At 70.8% G+C, this 12,321-nt stretch carries 11 protein-coding genes; 9 read left to right on the top strand and 2 right to left on the bottom strand.

Going from position 1 to position 12,321, the window contains the following annotated elements; translation table 11 throughout:
• Window positions 1–183: 183 nt before the first annotated feature.
• Together VFQ84_RS03205 and VFQ84_RS03200 are read right to left on the bottom strand one after the other, a co-directional pair.
• Window positions 184–981, bottom strand: a complete 798-nt coding sequence (locus tag VFQ84_RS03205; protein WP_325129162.1) for a hypothetical protein — start codon at window positions 979–981, stop codon at window positions 184–186.
• A gap of 106 nt (window positions 982–1,087) precedes the next feature.
• Complete coding sequence (locus tag VFQ84_RS03200) at window positions 1,088–2,026, bottom strand: carbohydrate kinase family protein (RefSeq protein WP_325129160.1); 939 nt, start codon at window positions 2,024–2,026, stop codon at window positions 1,088–1,090.
• Between the two features lie 172 nt (window positions 2,027–2,198).
• On the opposite strand from VFQ84_RS03200, the gene VFQ84_RS03195 reads away from it, so the two are divergent.
• The 9 genes from VFQ84_RS03195 to VFQ84_RS03155 all read left to right on the top strand — a co-directional run bounded on the left by VFQ84_RS03195 (window position 2,199) and on the right by VFQ84_RS03155 (window position 12,286).
• Window positions 2,199–3,236 carry a rod shape-determining protein gene (locus tag VFQ84_RS03195; protein WP_034212510.1) on the top strand — a complete coding sequence of 346 codons (1,038 nt, stop codon included), beginning with the start codon at window positions 2,199–2,201 and terminating at the stop codon, window positions 3,234–3,236.
• 101 nt (window positions 3,237–3,337) lie between these two features.
• Window positions 3,338–4,261 (top strand): rod shape-determining protein MreC, encoded by a 924-nt coding sequence (mreC, locus tag VFQ84_RS03190; protein ID WP_325129154.1) that lies wholly within the window; start codon window positions 3,338–3,340, stop codon window positions 4,259–4,261.
• On the top strand, window positions 4,258–4,746 hold the full coding sequence (mreD, locus tag VFQ84_RS03185) for a rod shape-determining protein MreD (protein WP_325129152.1): 489 nt from the start codon (window positions 4,258–4,260) through the stop codon (window positions 4,744–4,746). The genes mreC and mreD overlap by 4 nt, the downstream gene beginning before the upstream one ends.
• Window positions 4,747–4,751: 5 nt before the next feature.
• Complete coding sequence (gene mrdA / locus VFQ84_RS03180) at window positions 4,752–6,614, top strand: penicillin-binding protein 2 (protein ID WP_325129150.1); 1,863 nt, start codon at window positions 4,752–4,754, stop codon at window positions 6,612–6,614.
• Window positions 6,611–7,720 carry a rod shape-determining protein RodA gene (gene rodA / locus VFQ84_RS03175; protein WP_325129148.1) on the top strand — a complete coding sequence of 370 codons (1,110 nt, stop codon included), beginning with the start codon at window positions 6,611–6,613 and terminating at the stop codon, window positions 7,718–7,720. The genes mrdA and rodA overlap by 4 nt, the downstream gene beginning before the upstream one ends.
• 74 nt (window positions 7,721–7,794) lie before the next feature.
• Entirely contained in the window at window positions 7,795–8,835 is a 1,041-nt protein-coding gene (gene mltB, locus VFQ84_RS03170) for a lytic murein transglycosylase B (RefSeq protein ID WP_325129146.1), read from the top strand.
• The gene (locus VFQ84_RS03165; protein ID WP_325129144.1) at window positions 8,832–9,797 is read left to right on the top strand and encodes a septal ring lytic transglycosylase RlpA family protein; all 966 of its coding nucleotides are present in this window, start codon (window positions 8,832–8,834) and stop codon (window positions 9,795–9,797) included. Before mltB ends, VFQ84_RS03165 begins: the two co-directional genes overlap by 4 nt.
• 64 nt (window positions 9,798–9,861) lie before the next feature.
• Entirely contained in the window at window positions 9,862–11,091 is a 1,230-nt protein-coding gene (locus tag VFQ84_RS03160; protein ID WP_325129141.1) for a D-alanyl-D-alanine carboxypeptidase family protein, read from the top strand.
• A 67-nt stretch (window positions 11,092–11,158) separates the two neighbouring features.
• Complete coding sequence (locus VFQ84_RS03155) at window positions 11,159–12,286, top strand: GGDEF domain-containing protein (RefSeq protein ID WP_325129139.1); 1,128 nt, start codon at window positions 11,159–11,161, stop codon at window positions 12,284–12,286.
• The last annotated feature ends 35 nt before the right edge of the window (window positions 12,287–12,321 follow it).

Raw genomic sequence — 12,321 nt, 5'->3', positions numbered from 1 at the left:
CCATGCAAGAGTAGGTCATCGCCAGGGTTTTTATTAAGAAGGCCGGTCCCAAAAGGACCGGCCTTCGCCTTTTTGCGGCGCAGCCGCGTTACGCAACAGGTCATCGCCAGGGTTTTTATTAAGAAGGCCGGTCCCCATGGGACCGGCCTTTGCTTTTTGGCCTGGTGCCAGGACCGCGGGGTATCAGCGGCCGGCGATGATGTCCGCAGTGGGCGCTTCCAGGACGTCCGCGTCCGGCGCGCCGCCCCGGACCTGGCCGTTGCCGACGTTGAGGATCCCGCCGAAGCTCAAGCCCCGGGCGTCCTCCGACGGGATCTCGTTGTCGGCGAAGCTGAGCTGCCGGGCTTCGACCACGCCGAAGTTCAATACCCCGCCCGATACCACCACGGTCGGGTAGCTCCCGATGGCGCGATTGCCGTGGATGCGGGTGCCGGTGAAACTGGCGTTGCCGTAGTTGAGCACCGTGCCGGCGTCGCGACGGTTGCTGAGCAGGTAGTTGTAGGCGATTTCGCCGCCGATCGCCTCGAGTTCGCCATGGTTCAACACGATGGCCGGCAGGGTGGCGACCGAGCCGTCGACCACGTCGACGTTCTCCAGGCGCAGCTGGCCGAAGTTGCGCAGGGTGCCGTTGGTGCCCTCGGCCATCACCAGGTCCCGGATGCGCAGGCGGGCACCCTCGCGGACCTCCAGGATGGCGGCCGGACCGGTGCTGTAGCCCCGCAGTTCGGCGTGGTTGCCCTCGATGGTCAGGCGCCCTTGGACGGCGGGCAGCATCAGGCCCGCCTGGGCTTCCCGGGAGAGGATGTAAAAGCCGTTGCGGGCCAGCCGGATGGTGCTGTGGCCCGGCGCCTCGTTGGCGGCGCGGATCGCCTGTTCCAGCGCGAGGCTGTCGGTATTGGCGATGTCGAACTCAAGCCCGCGGCCGCAGGCGGAAAGGCCCGCGATCGCGACGGAAAGCAGCAGCAGCTTGGCGGTGCGCATGGGCGTGGCTCCGGGTGGGGAGGCTCCACCCTCGCCCAGGCCGCTAGAGCAAGGACTCGACGCCGCTGCGGTCTGATGCCCGGGTCCGTACCCGGTTGCCCACGCCTCAGCGCAGCGCGTAACCGAACTGCTGGCGGAACTGCTCGGCGAACTCTTCGTAGTCGAAGCGCTGGTTCTGCGGGCCCAGGTGCTCGATCTTCAGCGCGCCCATCAGCGAGGCGATCCGGCCCGTGGTGGCCATGTCCATGCCGTTCATCAGGCCGTAGATCAGGCCGGCCCGGTAAGCGTCGCCGCAGCCGGTGGGGTCGACCACGCGCATCGCGTTGGCGGCCGGGATGTGCAGTTCGCCGCCCTGGGTATGGACCTCGGAACCCTTGGGGCCGCGGGTGATGATGTAGGCCTTCACCCGCTCGGCGATCTGCTTCTCGCTCAGGCCGGTCTTGTCCTGCAGCAGGTTCGACTCGTAGTCGTTCACGGTGACGTAGGTCGCCTGCTCGATCATCGTGGTCAGCTCCTTGCCGTTGAACAGCGGCATGGCCTGGCCCGGGTCGAAGATGAACGGGATTTCCAGCTCGGCGAACTCCTTGGAGTTCTGCAGCATGGCCTCGTAGCCGTCCGGCCCGACGATGCCGAAACCCACGTCCTGCACGTCACGGACGTGGTTCTCGTAGGACCGCATCATGGCGCCGGGGTGGAAGGCGGTGATCTGGTTGTCGTCCAGGTCGGTGGTGATGAAGGCCTGGGCGGTATACAGGTCCTGGATCTCCTTGACGTGGTCCAGGCGGATCTCGCAGGCCTCGAAGTGCTCGCGGTAGGGGCCGAAGTCCTGGCCGACGGTCGCCATCGGGATCGGCTCGCCGCCCAGCAGCTTCAGGTTGTAGGCGATGTTGCCGGCGCAGCCGCCGAATTCCCGCCGCATGCGCGGCACCAGGAAGGACACGTTCAGGATGTGGACCTTGTCCGGGAGGATGTGGTTCTTGAACTGGTCCTGGAACACCATGATGGTGTCGTAAGCCAGGGAACCACAGATCAGGGCAGAAGGCATCGTCGGACCTCGGTTGGCGGGACGGGCCAGCCGCCCCCGGGAAAGGCGCACATGGTAGCGTGGCGGCGCCGCCAAGGCACGGGAAACCGCTGCATTTCGCCTTGCCGGGGCCGGGGGTGGTTGCTAACCTAGCCAATCCCCGAAACCCCCCATTTCCCAAGGTTTCCCCCTGATGTTCAAGAAGCTCCGCGGCCTGTTTTCGAACGACCTGTCGATCGATCTCGGCACTGCCAACACCCTCATCTTCGTCCGCGGCCAGGGCATCGTCCTGAACGAGCCGTCCGTGGTCGCCGTCCGCCACAGCCAGGGCGGCCGCGAAGTCGCCGCCGTCGGCGCCGAAGCCAAGAAGATGCTCGGCCGCACGCCCGGCAACATCACCACGCACCGGCCGATGAAGGACGGCGTGATCGCCGACTTCACCCACACCGAGGAAATGCTCAAGCAGTTCATCAAGAAGGTGCACACCTCGCGCTTCCTGCGGCCCAGCCCGCGCGTGCTGATCTGCGTGCCCTGCGGCTCGACCCAGGTCGAGCGCCGCGCCATCAAGGAGTCGGCCGAAGAGGCCGGCGCCCGCGAGGTCTACCTGATCGAGGAGCCCATGGCCGCCGCGATCGGCGCCGGCATCCCGGTCGACGAGGCCCGCGGCTCGATGGTCATCGACATCGGCGGCGGCACCTCGGAAGTCGCCGTGATTTCGCTCAACGGCATCGTCTATTCGCAGTCGGTGCGCATCGGCGGCGACCGCTTCGACGACGCCATCATCAACTACGTGCGCCGCAACCACGGCACCCTGATCGGCGAAACCACCGCCGAGCGCATCAAGCTCGAGATCGGCTGCGCCTTCCCGCAGGCGCAGGTCAAGGAGATGGAAGTCTCCGGCCGCAACCTCGCCGAGGGCGTGCCGCGCATGATCGTCATCAACTCCAACGAAGTGCTCGAGGCCCTGCACGAACCGCTCAGCGGCATCGTCAGCGCGGTCAAGCAGGCGCTGGAACAGACCCCGCCGGAACTGTGCGCCGACGTCGCCGAACGCGGCATCGTGCTCACCGGCGGCGGTGCGCTGCTGCGCGACCTCGACAAGCTGATCTCGGAAGAAACCGGCCTGCACGTGCACGTCGCCGACGATCCGCTCACCTGCGTCGCCCGCGGCGGCGGCCGTGCGCTCGAGCTGATCGACATGCACGGCAACGAGTTCTTCTCGCCCGAGTGATGAGTCCCGCCGGACAGGCCGCCCGCCCCCGGCGCGACCCGCGGCCCCGGCCCACGACCCCCGCCCCGCGGCGGGGCTGAACACCGCTTCCGGATCCTGCCGTGGCCTATCCCGGTTCCCCTGCCGCACGACTGAGCGAAGGCGCCGGCGGCACGCTGCCGCTGCTGGCCTACCTCGCGCTGGCGACGCTGCTGATGGTGGGCGACCACCGCGGCGGCTTCGCCAGCCAGGCGCGCCAGAAGCTCACCGTGCTGGCCGAGCCGGTCTGGTGGCTGGCCGCGGCCCCGGGTCGCGTCGTCGACGCGGGCCGCGAGCTCACCACCTCGCGCACCGCGCTGCAGGCCGAGAACGAACAGCTGCGCCGCGAGCTCCAGGTCAACGCCAGCCGGCTGCACCGCATGGCCGCCGTGGCCGAGGAAAACCAGCGCCTGCGCGAGCTGCTCGGTGGCACCCGCGGCTACCGCCTCACCGCCCAGCTCGCCGGCATCCTCGACCTGGACCTCGACCCCACGCGCCAGCGCATCGTGCTCGACGCCGGCAGCAACGACGGTGTCCGCGTCGGCCAGGCCATGATCGACGCCGGCGGCGTGCTGGGCCAGGTGGTCGAAGTCACGCCGCGCCGCGCCACCGCGCTGCTGGTCACCGATCCCGAGCACGCCGTGCCGGTGCAGGTGGCGCGCTCGGGCCTGCGCACCATCGCCTTCGGCACCGGCCGCAGCGACCAGCTGCGCCTGCCCAACATCCCGCAGAGCGCCGACATCCGGGTCGGTGACCGCCTGGTCACCTCCGGCATCGGCGGTCGATTCCCGGCCGGCTTCCCGGTGGGCGTGGTCGAGGCCCTGCATCCCGACGACACCCGCCTGTTCGTGGTCGCCGAGGCGCGGCCCGCCGCCTTCATCGACCGCAGCCTGGAGGTGTTGCTGGTGAGCAACGCCATCGACCAGACCGACGTCGGCCCCGCCGCCCCGCCGCCCCCGCCGACGCCGGCCGCGGATGCGGATGCGGATGCGGAGAACACGCCATGACCCGCTCGCCCTCACCCTGGCTGCTCTGGGGCAGCCTCGCGGTCAGCCTGCTGGTGCTGGTGGTGCCACTGCCCGGCGGCCTGGGCCCGGCGCGTCCCTACCTGCTGGCCATGCTGCTTTGCTACTGGCTGCTGGAGGCGCCGGACCGGATCGGCCTCGGCGTGGCCTTCCTCGCCGGCCTGGCGGCCGACCTGGTCGCCGGCACGCTGTTCGGCGAGCAGGCGCTGCGGCTGGTGGTGCTGGTGTTCCTGGTGCAGCGCTTCCGCGCCCGCCTGCGCTTCTTCCCGCTCTGGCAGCAGGCGTTGGCGGTGGCGGTGCTGCTGCTCAACGATCGCCTGGTGGCCACCGGCATCCACTTCGCCAGCGGCGACGGCCTGCCGCCGTGGACCACCTGGCTGTCGCCGCTGGTGGCGTTCGCGCTGTGGCCGTGGCTGTTCCTGCTGCTCGACGAACTGCGGTTGCGCCTGCGCGAGCGCGCGGCCTGACCGGCATGCGCCCGATCCGCCGGCAGAAGCTCAAGAACCTGCACGCCGAAGCGGAGCAGTTCCGCCGCCGCGCCCTGCTGGGCTTCCTGGGCATCACCGTGGCGGTCCTCGGCCTGGCCGGCGGGTATTTCCGGCTGCAGGTGCTGCAGCACGAGGAATACCAGACCCGTTCGGAGGCCAACCGCATCAAGCCGCGCCCGATCGTGCCGGCGCGCGGGCTGATCTACGACCGCAACGGCCGCCTGCTGGCCGACAACGTGCCGGCCTACCGGCTCGAGCTCGTGCCCGAACAGGTGCCCGACCTCGAGCGCACGCTGTCGGACCTGGCCGGCCTGGTCGCGCTGGACGAAGAAGACCTGGCGCGCTTCCGCGACGCCCGTCGCGCCACCCGCAGCTTCCGCCCGATCCCGCTGAAGCTGCGGCTCGACGAAGGCGAACTGGCGCGGCTGGCCGTGAACCGCCATCGTTTCCCCGGCGTCGAAGTGGTGCCCTACCTGACCCGGCGCTACCCCTACGGCCCGCTGTTCTCGCACATCATCGGCTACGTCGGCCGGGTCGACGTGGCCGACCTCGAGGCCATGGGCGACAGCCGCAACGCCGCCCTGACCCATATCGGCAAGGCCGGCATCGAGCGCTACTACGAGTCGCGCCTGCGCGGCGAAATCGGCTACGAGGAAATCGAAACCAATGTCGAGGGCCGCGCCCTGGGCGTGCTGCGCCGGCACGACGCCAAGCCCGGCGCCGATCTCTACCTCAGCGTGGATGCCCGCCTGCAGCAGGCCATGGTCGACGCCTTCGCGGGGCAGGACGGCGCGGCGGTGGCGATCGATCCCGCCACCGGCGAGATCCTGGCCATGGTCAGCCTGCCCGGCTACGACCCCAACCTGTTCATCAACGGCATCAGCCACAAGGACTGGGAAGCGCTGCAGGGGCCGTCGCGCCCGCTGTTCAACCGCAACGTGCTGGGCGGCTTCCCGCCCGGGTCGACGATCAAGCCGTTCATGGCGCTGGCGGGGCTGGAGTACGGCCTGATCACGCCCGAATCCACCGTGCTTTCGACCGGCGAATTCTTCCTGCCCAACCAGACGCGCGGCTACCGCGACTGGCGCCGCGGCGGCCACGGCCGGGTCAACCTGCGCGAATCGCTGGCGCAGTCGGTGAACACCTACTATTTCCAGCTGGCCTACGACCTCGGCGTGGACCGCATCGATCCCTACTTCGCGCGGCTGGGCTTCGGCGAGCCGACCGGCATCGACCTGGCCGGCGAAACCCGCGGCGTCCGCCCCTCGCGCGAGTGGAAGCGGCGCCAGCTCAACCAGGAATGGTTCCCCGGCGATACCGTCAACGCCGGCATCGGCCAGGGCTATTGGGTGACGTCGCCGCTGCAGATGGCGCAGGGCACCGCCCTGCTGGCCAACGGCGGCTGGCGCCGACGGCCGCACCTGCTGCGCGAAACCCAGGACGGCTTTGACCAGCCGCGCGTGCCCGAACCGCAGCCGCCCGGCGTCCACGTGGTCACCCGCGAGGCCGACCTGGCCGCCGTGCACGAGGGCCTGGTGGCCGTGATGCACGGGGAAACCGGCAGCGGCCGCGCCGCCGCCCGCGGCGCGCCCTATCGCATCGCCGGCAAGTCCGGCACCGCCCAGCGCACCAGCCGGCGCGGCCTGGAGTCGACCAATCCCGCCGACTTGCCCTACCACCTGCGGCACCAGGCCTGGTTCATCGCCTACGCGCCGGCCGAGGCGCCCACCATCGCCATCGCGGTGCTGGTCGAACACGGCGGCTCCGGCTCGGGTGCGGCCGCGCCGGTGGCGCGCCGCATCCTCGACGCCTGGCTGCTGCCCCCGGCCGAGGACACCGCGCGATGATCGCCATGCTGCGCTGGCTTCGGGAGCTGCTGTCCCGGCTGTTCGACAAGGTCGACCTGCCGCTGCTGCTGGCGCTGCTGTGCGTGATGCTGATCAGCCTGGTGGTGCTGGCCAGCGCCTCGGGCGAGAACTCGCGCCTGGTGCTGTCGCAGGCGGTGCGCTTCGGCGTGGGCCTGGGCGCGATGGTGCTGATCACGCGGCTGCCGCCGGCCAAGCTGCGGCTGTGGACGCCGCTGGCCTTCGCCGGCAGCCTGGTGCTGCTGGCGGCGGTGTTCGTGTTCGGCACCGGCCGCAGCGCCAACCTGTGGCTGAACCTGGGCGTGTTCTACCTGCAGCCCGGCGAGCTGCTCAAACTCAGCGTGCCGATGATGCTGGCCTGGTACCTGCATTCCGCCGTGCTGCCGCCGGGCTGGAAGGTGCTGGCGGTCTGCGCCGGCATCATCGGCCTGCCGGTGGCCCTGATCATCAAGCAGCCCGACCTCGGCACCGGCATGCTGGTCGCGGCCTCGGGGGTGTTCGCGGTGTTCCTGGCCGGCATCGCCTGGTGGCGCATCGGCCTGTTCGCCGGGCTGGGGCTGGTGGCGCTGCCGGCGGCCTGGCCCTTCCTGCTGCCGCACCAGCGCGAGCGGCTGCTGACCTTCGTCAATCCGGAGTCCGACCCGCTGGGCACGGGCTGGAACATCATCCAGTCCAAGATCGCGATCGGCTCCGGCGGCTTCAGCGGCAAGGGCTGGGGGCAGGGCAGCCAGGCCCACCTGGACTTCCTGCCCGAGCACACCACCGACTTCATCTTCTCCGTGCTCAGCGAGGAGTGGGGCTGGCTGGGCGTGGTGACGCTGCTGGCGCTGTACCTGTTCATCATCGGCCGCTGCCTGTGGATCGCCTCGGAAGCGCGTGAAGGCTACGCCCGCATCCTGGCCGGCGCCCTGGCCATGACCTTCTCGGTCTACGTGCTGGTGAACGGCGGCATGGTCGCCGGCCTGCTGCCGGTGGTGGGCGTGCCGATGCCCCTGCTCAGCTACGGCGGCACCTCGGCGGTGTCGCTGCTGGTTGGCTTCGGCATGGTGATGTCGGTGCGGGCGCACCCGAAGTTCATGGGCACCTGAATAGGCCCGCCGGCGGCGGCCGTGGCCTCGTCCCGGCGTGGTAAATTGCGGCATCCCGCCCACGTCCGAGCGCCATGCCCCGTCTCCTTTCCCGACTGCTCGTGCTGCTGCTGGCGTCCGCCGGCGCCGCCTCCGCCCAGCCCGCTACCGTGCCGTCGGCCGACGCCGCGCTGCGCGAGGCCTTCATCGCCGAGGCCGTCGAAAAGTACGGCCTGGCACGCCCCGGGATCGAGGCCTGGCTCGGGCAGGCCGAATACAAGCAGGGCATCGTCGACGCCATGTCGCGGCCCGCCGAGGCGGTGAAGCCCTGGAAGGACTATCGCCCGATCTTCATTTCCGACCGCCGCATCCGCGAGGGCCAGGCTTTCCTGGCCAAGCATCGCGACGCCTTGCAGCCGGTGGCGGAAAGCACCGGCGTGCCGGCGGAAATGATCACCGCCATCATCGGCGTCGAGACCAGCTACGGCGGCAACACCGGCAGCTACCGCGTGCTCGATGCGCTCTACACGCTGGGCTTCTTCTACCCGGTCAGCGGCAAGCCCGAGCAGGTCGAGCGCGAGGCGATGCGCGGCCGCTTCTTCCGAGACGAACTGATGCAGGTGATGCTGCTGGCGAAGGAAGAGCAGCTCGACCTGTCGTCGCTCAAGGGCAGCTATGCCGGCGCGATGGGCTATGGCCAGTTCATGCCGTCGAGCTACCGCGCCTACGCCCGTGACGGCGACGGCGACGGCCGGCGCGACCTGTTCGGCTCGCTGCCGGACGTGTTCGCCTCGGTCGCCAATTATTTCGTCGCGCACGGCTGGCAGAAGGGCGAGCCGGTGGTGGCGCTGGCCGTCGCCGCCGAAGGCGCCGAGCCGTTCACGCCCGACACGCTGGAAGCCAAGTACAGCCTGGCCGAGCTGGGCGAACGCGGCTATCGCCCGACGGTCGCGCAGGGCCACGCGCTCGACGCCACCCTGGTCACCTTCGAAGGCAGCGCCGGCACCGAGCACTGGCTCGGCTTCAAGAACTTCTACGTCATCACCCGCTACAACCGCTCGCCGATGTACGCGATGGCCGTCTACCAGTTGTCGCGCGAGATCGCCGCGGGCCAGGACGCCCTCGCCGCGCCATGAGGCTTGCCCTCGGGCTGGCGCTGCTGGGGCTGCTGGCGGGATGCGCGGACAAGCCGGTCCGCCCCACGCCGCCAGCCACGGAACCGGCGGCTGATGCGCCGCGTGCCGCGGTCGAAGCCGGCACCGCGGCCGCCGACGGCGTGCCGCCGGCCTGCGTGCAGGTGCGCGAACACCGCGACGAGGACTACACGCCGGGCGGCCTCTACGCCCCGGGCGTGAGCGACAGTGCGCCCGAGCACGCGCTCGACATCAGCGGCATCCCCGAACCGACGCCGCGCGACGAGCCGCCGGCGGCCTACGGCAATCGTTCGCCCTACACCGTGCTGGGCAAGAGCTACCGCGTGCGGGCCAGCGCCGAGGGCTACGTCGAGCGCGGCATCGCCTCCTGGTACGGGCAGAAGTTCCACGGCCGCCAGACCTCGAGCCGCGAGGTCTACGACATGTGCAGCTTCAGCGCCGCGCACAAGACGCTGCCGCTGCCCAGCTACGTGCGCGTCACCAACCTCGACAACGGCCGCGAGGTGGTGGTGCGCGTCAACGACCGCGGCCCCTTCCACGCCGGCCGCATCATCGACCTGAGCTATGCCGCGGCGGTGAAGCTGGGCGTGGACCGCACCGGCACCGCACGGGTCGAGGTGCGCGCGCTCACCGGCGGCGCCGACCTCGCCGACGCGCCGGCCGCGGTGCGCACCGCGCCGCCGATGCCGGCTGCGGCTACGGCCAGCCTGCGCGGGCCGCAGCGCATCCAGGTCGGTGCCTATCGCGACCGCGACAACGCCCGCCGCATCGTCCGCCAGCTGCAGGATGCCGGCATCGACGACGTCGGCCTGGAGGACGTACGCACCGACGCCGGCAAGGTCTGGCGCGTTCGGATCGGCCCGCTGGCGCCGGCGGCGGTCGAAGGCGTGCTCGAGCGCATCCGCCGGCTCGGCCTGCCCAGCCCGCGCGTGTTCAGCGAATGAGGTCTAGCATGGTGCCACTGTCTCGCCGGCCGCAGGCCGGCCAATGAACTGGAGTCTGTCCCGGATGTTCGTTTCCCGCTTCCTTCCCGCCGTGCTGGCCAGCCTGCTGGCCACCGTCGCCTTCGCCCAGTCGCCGACCCCGGCCCCCGCCCCCGTGCCCGCCGCGCCGGCCGCACCCGCCGCCGCGCCGATGCCGTCCGCGCCGGTGCCGCAGGGCAAGGCCTGGATCCTGATGGACCACACCAGCGGCCAGGTGCTGGCCGGCGAGAACATCGACACGCCGCTCGACCCGGCCTCGATCACCAAGGTCATGACCTCGTACGTGGTCGCGGCCGAGATGGCGCAGGGCAAGGTCAAGGCCGACGACATGGTGCGCATCAGCGAGAACGCCTGGCGTTCCGGCGGCGCCGGCACCGACGGCAGCTACAGCGCGCTGGCGGTGAACTCCGAGGTCAAGCTCGACGACATCCTGCACGGCCTGGTCATCCAGTCCGGCAACGACGCCGCGATCGCGCTGGCCGAGCACGTCGGCGGCAGCGAGGCCGCCTTCGTCGACCTGATGAACCGCTACGCCCAGCAGCTGGGCATGACCCACAGCCACTTCGCCAACGCCCACGGCCTGACCGCCGAGGGCCACGTGATGACCGCGCGCGACATCGCCATCCTTTCGCGCGCACTCATCACCCAGTTCCCCGACCACTACGCGCTCTACAAGATCAAGGAATTCACCTACGGCGGCATCCAGCAGTGGAACCGCAACGGCCTGCTGTGGAAGGACGCCAGCGTCGACGGCCTCAAGACCGGCCACACCGCGGCCGCGGGCTACTGCCTGGCCGCATCGGCCAAGCGCGGCGACCAGCGCCTGATCTCGGTGGTGCTGGGCATCGACACCACCAACCGCAACGAAGGCTTCCGCGCGCGCGAGGAGGGCAACCTGGCCCTGCTCAACTGGGGCTTCCGCTTCTTCGAAACGCACAGCGTGTACGCCGCTGGCGCCAAGGTCGCCGACCAGGCCCTGTGGCGCGGCGCCGCCGAAACGGTGGCGCTGGGCGTCGCCGAGCCGCTGCTGGTCACCGTGCCGCGCGGCCGCTACGGCGAACTGCAGCCGACCATGGACGTGCCCAAGCAGCTGCTGGCGCCGATCGCCAAGGGCCAGGCGATCGGCACGCTGCGGCTGTCGCTGGACGGCAAGGTCGTGGCCGAGCGGCCGCTGGTGGCGCTCGAGGACGTCGCCGAGGGCGGCTTCTTCAAGCGCATGAACGACGATTTCTGGCTGTGGTGGGAAAGCGAGTAACACCTTGAGACAACCCGCCGCGCGCTGATCGCGCGCGGCCCGCCGGGCAGTGCAGGGGGCGCGCCGGATGGACGAGCAGGACAAGCTGGCCATGGCCTCGCGCCTCGCGCGCGAGGTTGCCGACACGCGGCAGCGCCTGGTCACCGGCGGCCTGTTCTACGTGGCGGGCTGGGGCGTCGTGACCGCCTCCGGCGATGTCTGGCAGGACCACGCCCTGGCCGCCGGCGGCGTGGGCCTGGCGCTCGCGCTGCTCGCCGTGCTCCGGTTCCTGCCGGGCCCGCCGCCGCAGGACGCGCCGGTCGAACGGCTCCAGGCCTGGCTCGACAGCCGCTGGTGGCTGGTGCTGGCGACCGCGGCGGTGTGGGGTGGCGTGCTGTCCTGGGCCATGCTGGACCCGCACCTGGCGCCCGGCCGCACCGCGGCCCTGCTGTGCACCATCGCCTTCGCCACCGCCTTCGCGCACAACTACAGCCTGCGCCTGGGGCGTGCGGCGCTGGGCATCGCCCTGATCTACGTCCCGGCCCCGCTGCTGCTGCCGCATACGGGCGAAAGCCTGTCGGTGGTGGTGACCCTGGGCGTGTACACCATCTACCTGGGCCTGGTGATGGTGCGCAGCTACCGCGACTACCAGGCCCAGCTCGACCTTTATGAAAGCGTGCGCACCCAGCGCGACCAGTTCGAGACGCTGAGCCGCGTCGATCCGCTGACCGGGCTGGCCAACCGCCGCTACTTCAGCGGCGCGCTGGAGCACCTGCTGGGCGAGTCGCGCCAGCGCCAGCAGCCGCTGTCGATGCTGGTGATGGACCTGGACCACTTCAAGGTCGTCAACGACGAGCTGGGCCACGATGCCGGCGACGTCTGCCTGGCCCGGTTCGCCGATCGCATGCGCGAGGTCTTCCACGCACCGGGCGTGCACCTGGCGCGCCTGGGCGGCGAGGAGTTCGGCGTGCTCCTGCCCGGCCTGGACGCCCGCGCGGCCGCCGACGTGGCCGAACGCATGCGCGCCAGCCTGGAGCAGGCGCCGCTGCAGCTGCGCGAAGGCCCGCTGCTGATCACCGTGAGCATCGGCGTGGCCAGCCTGGCGCCGGCCAGCGAGGCCGAGGGCACCGACCTCTACCGCGCCGCCGACCGGGCCATGTACCAGGCCAAGACCGACGGCCGCAACCGCGTCCGGATCGACCTGGGCACCGCCTAGCCCGGGCCGCGGGGCAGGCTTGGGGCGGCCGGTCC

This window comes from Arenimonas sp., from assembly GCF_035721105.1.
Classification (GTDB): domain Bacteria; phylum Pseudomonadota; class Gammaproteobacteria; order Xanthomonadales; family Xanthomonadaceae; genus Arenimonas.
Note: the sequence above shows the minus strand (reverse complement) of the source record. Positions and strands in the feature narration are given on the sequence as shown.

Coding starts and splice junctions, on each gene's coding strand:
- VFQ84_RS03205 (WP_325129162.1), bottom strand. CDS start 981: ATGCGCACCGCCAAGCTGCTGCTGCTTTCCGTCGCGATCGCGGGCCTT.
- VFQ84_RS03200 (WP_325129160.1), bottom strand. CDS start 2,026: ATGCCTTCTGCCCTGATCTGTGGTTCCCTGGCTTACGACACCATCATG.
- VFQ84_RS03195 (WP_034212510.1), top strand. CDS start 2,199: ATGTTCAAGAAGCTCCGCGGCCTGTTTTCGAACGACCTGTCGATCGAT.
- mreD (WP_325129152.1), top strand. CDS start 4,258: ATGACCCGCTCGCCCTCACCCTGGCTGCTCTGGGGCAGCCTCGCGGTC.
- mrdA (WP_325129150.1), top strand. CDS start 4,752: ATGCGCCCGATCCGCCGGCAGAAGCTCAAGAACCTGCACGCCGAAGCG.
- rodA (WP_325129148.1), top strand. CDS start 6,611: ATGATCGCCATGCTGCGCTGGCTTCGGGAGCTGCTGTCCCGGCTGTTC.
- mltB (WP_325129146.1), top strand. CDS start 7,795: ATGCCCCGTCTCCTTTCCCGACTGCTCGTGCTGCTGCTGGCGTCCGCC.
- VFQ84_RS03165 (WP_325129144.1), top strand. CDS start 8,832: ATGAGGCTTGCCCTCGGGCTGGCGCTGCTGGGGCTGCTGGCGGGATGC.
- VFQ84_RS03160 (WP_325129141.1), top strand. CDS start 9,862: ATGTTCGTTTCCCGCTTCCTTCCCGCCGTGCTGGCCAGCCTGCTGGCC.
- VFQ84_RS03155 (WP_325129139.1), top strand. CDS start 11,159: ATGGACGAGCAGGACAAGCTGGCCATGGCCTCGCGCCTCGCGCGCGAG.